Here is a 2,827-nt window from a genome sequence, read left to right as displayed (position 1 = left end):
CGCCACCGCCGGCCTGAACGGCGACGCGGCACGTGGCGAGACGGTGTTCTGGGCCGCTGGCTGCGCCGCCTGCCATGCTGCGCCGGACTCCGAAGGCGACGCGCGGCTGGTGCTGGCCGGCGGCTATCGCATTACCAGCCCGTTCGGCACTTTCGTCGCTCCCAATATCTCGCCCAGCAGTGCCGGCATCGGCGGCTGGAGCACGCAGGACCTGGCCAATGCGCTGATCGCCGGGGTCTCGCCGGCGGGCCGGCATTATTATCCCTCGCTGCCCTATACCACCTATGCCCGGATGACGCTGCAGGACGTGGCGGATCTGAAGGCGTTCCTGGACACCTTGCCACCCTCGGACGTGGCCAGCCTGCCGCATGAGCTGAGCTTTCCCTTCACGGTGCGCCGGGGGCTGGGCCTGTGGAAACAGCTTTACCTGAACGGCGACTGGGTGGTCCCGGTCGAGGGCGAGACGCTGGAGCGCGGGCGCTATCTGGTCGAGGCGCTGGGCCATTGCGCCGAATGCCATACGCCGCGCGACGCGTTTGGCGGATTGGACAGCGCGCAATGGCTACAAGGAGCGCCCAACCCGTCGGGCGAGGGCCGGATCCCCGGGATCGCCCCGTCTCAGCTGGACTGGAGCGCCGAGGATATCGCCTATTACCTGGAAACCGGCTTTACCCCGGATTTCGACAGCGCCGGCGGCGAAATGGCCGACGTGATCGCCAACTTGGCCCATCTGAGCGCCGAAGACCGCGCCGCAATCGCCGCCTATCTCAAGGCGGTGCCGGAAGGGCAATAGCGCCCGGCCCGGCTCGCGCGGCGAAAAGTCATTGATGACTTTTGGCAAATTCCGCCGACGGAATTTGCCCGTTGCGGCCGGGCCTAGGCGCCGGCCAGCCGGGCTAGCCGCGCCTCGCGCAGGCGGGCGAAGTCATCGCCGGCGTGATAGCTCGACCGGGTCAGCGGGGTGGCCGATACCATCAGGAAGCCCTTGCCATAGGCGGCCTTTTCATAGCTGGCAAACTCTTCCGGCGTCACGAAACGATCAACCCGGTGGTGCTTCGGCGTCGGCTGCAGATACTGTCCGATGGTCAGGAAATCCACGTCGGCGGCGCGCATGTCGTCCATCACCTGCAGCACCGATTGCTTGTCTTCGCCCAGGCCGACCATGATGCCGGACTTGGTGAACATCGACGGGTCCAGTTCCTTCACCCGCTGCAACAGCCGCAGCGAATGGAAATAGCGCGCGCCGGGGCGCACCTCGGGGTAGAGGCCGGGCACGGTTTCCAGGTTGTGATTGAACACGTCCGGGCGCGCGTCGACCACCACCTCCAGCACCGCGGGATCGCAGCGCAGGAAATCCGGCGTCAGGATCTCGATCGTGGTGCCGGGGCTGCGGTGGCGGATGGCGCGGATGGTCTGGGCAAAATGGTCGGCGCCGCCATCCTCGACATCGTCGCGGTCGACCGAGGTGATCACCACATGGTTCAGCCCCAGCTTTTCCACCGCATGGGCGACGCGACCGGGCTCGAACACGTCCAGCGCCTCGGGCGGCTTGCCGGTGGCGATGTTACAGAAGCTGCAGGCGCGGGTACAGACCTCGCCCATGATCATCATGGTGGCATGACCCTGCGACCAGCATTCGCCGACATTGGGACAGCCGGCCTCTTCGCAGACGGTGACCAGGTTGTTCTCGCGCATGATGCGGCGGGTTTCGGCATAGCCGGCGCCGCTGGGCGCCTTGACCCGGATCCAGTCGGGTTTCTTCGGCTGGGCATTATCCGGGCGGTGCGCCTTTTCCGGGTGACGCTGGGCTGGGATTTTCAGGTCGCGCATCTGCTGGAGGTCCTCCATATTTGCATTCTTTTTAATCCGATACCGCCCAAAATGTAATGACCCAAATTTCATAGCGGCCTTGCAAGCGGTACCAACCGGACCCGCCCCCTTGAGCCCCCTTGGGAATCGTCCTAAGCGAAGCTGCAACGCAGCATAACCGCTGCGATTTACCCAGATATACAGACCGACCCGAAAGGAAACTCCATGAAAACCGGCTATCGCCTGCCCGAAGTGACGTTCCACACCCGCGTGCGCGACGAAAGCGTCGGCGGTCCCAACCCGTTCCGCTGGGAAGATCTGACCACGACCTCCTATTTCGCCGGCAAGCGGGTTGTCCTGTTCTCGCTGCCCGGTGCCTTCACACCGACCTGCTCGACCTACCAGCTGCCCGGTTTCGAAAACGGTTTTGCCGATTTCGCCGCGCTGGGAATCGACGAAATCTACTGCATGTCGGTCAATGACAGCTTTGTCATGAACAAGTGGGCCGAGTCCCAGGGCCTGAGCAATGTGAAGGTGATCCCCGACGGCTCGGGCGAATTCACCCGCCGCATGGGCATGTTGGTGCGCAAGGACAATCTGGGCTTTGGCCTGCGGTCGTGGCGCTATGCCGCCGTGGTCAATGACGGCGTGATCGAAGCCTGGTTCGAAGAGCCGGGCCTGTGCGACAACCACGGCGAAGACCCCTATGGCGTGTCCTCGCCGGAAACCGTGCTGGCCTGGCTGCGTGACGCCGCCAAGGTCGAAGCCGCCTGAGCGGACGGTCGCTGACCACATCTTAGAACGCCCCGGCCCGGTGCCGGGGCGTTTTCATTTGCGCGGTCGAAGTAGAGCTTGGCCAGTCTCGGCGGCCAAATGTGGCGAGGTCCGGCACTGGCGCTGTCAGCCAATGCCGGACAGCGACCAGTTCACGCCGCGGCGCGGCGGCGGGCGGCGGCGATCTCGGCCTCGCCCACCTCGGTCAGCACCCGCGCCAGACGGTCGAACCAGGGCGCGGCCG

3 protein-coding genes are annotated in these 2,827 nt (G+C 65.2%); 2 read left to right on the top strand and 1 reads right to left on the bottom strand.

What is annotated here, in order from left to right:
• Window positions 1–793 (top strand): c-type cytochrome (locus tag CVM52_RS24960; protein WP_100164977.1); only part of this gene is annotated, 793 nt, incomplete at its 5' end.
• 83 nt (window positions 794–876) lie between these two features.
• On the opposite strand, the gene lipA is transcribed toward CVM52_RS24960, so the two are convergent.
• Window positions 877–1,830 carry a lipoyl synthase gene (gene lipA, locus CVM52_RS24955; protein WP_240621072.1) on the bottom strand — a complete coding sequence of 318 codons (954 nt, stop codon included), beginning with the start codon at window positions 1,828–1,830 and terminating at the stop codon, window positions 877–879.
• A gap of 204 nt (window positions 1,831–2,034) precedes the next feature.
• On the opposite strand from lipA, the gene CVM52_RS24950 reads away from it, so the two are divergent.
• On the top strand, window positions 2,035–2,583 hold the full coding sequence (locus CVM52_RS24950; protein ID WP_100164975.1) for a peroxiredoxin: 549 nt from the start codon (window positions 2,035–2,037) through the stop codon (window positions 2,581–2,583).
• The last annotated feature ends 244 nt before the right edge of the window (window positions 2,584–2,827 follow it).

The sequence above is a fragment of the Pseudooceanicola lipolyticus genome (genome assembly GCF_002786325.1).
Taxonomy (GTDB): domain Bacteria; phylum Pseudomonadota; class Alphaproteobacteria; order Rhodobacterales; family Rhodobacteraceae; genus Pseudooceanicola_C; species Pseudooceanicola_C lipolyticus.
Note: the sequence above shows the minus strand (reverse complement) of the source record. Positions and strands in the feature narration are given on the sequence as shown.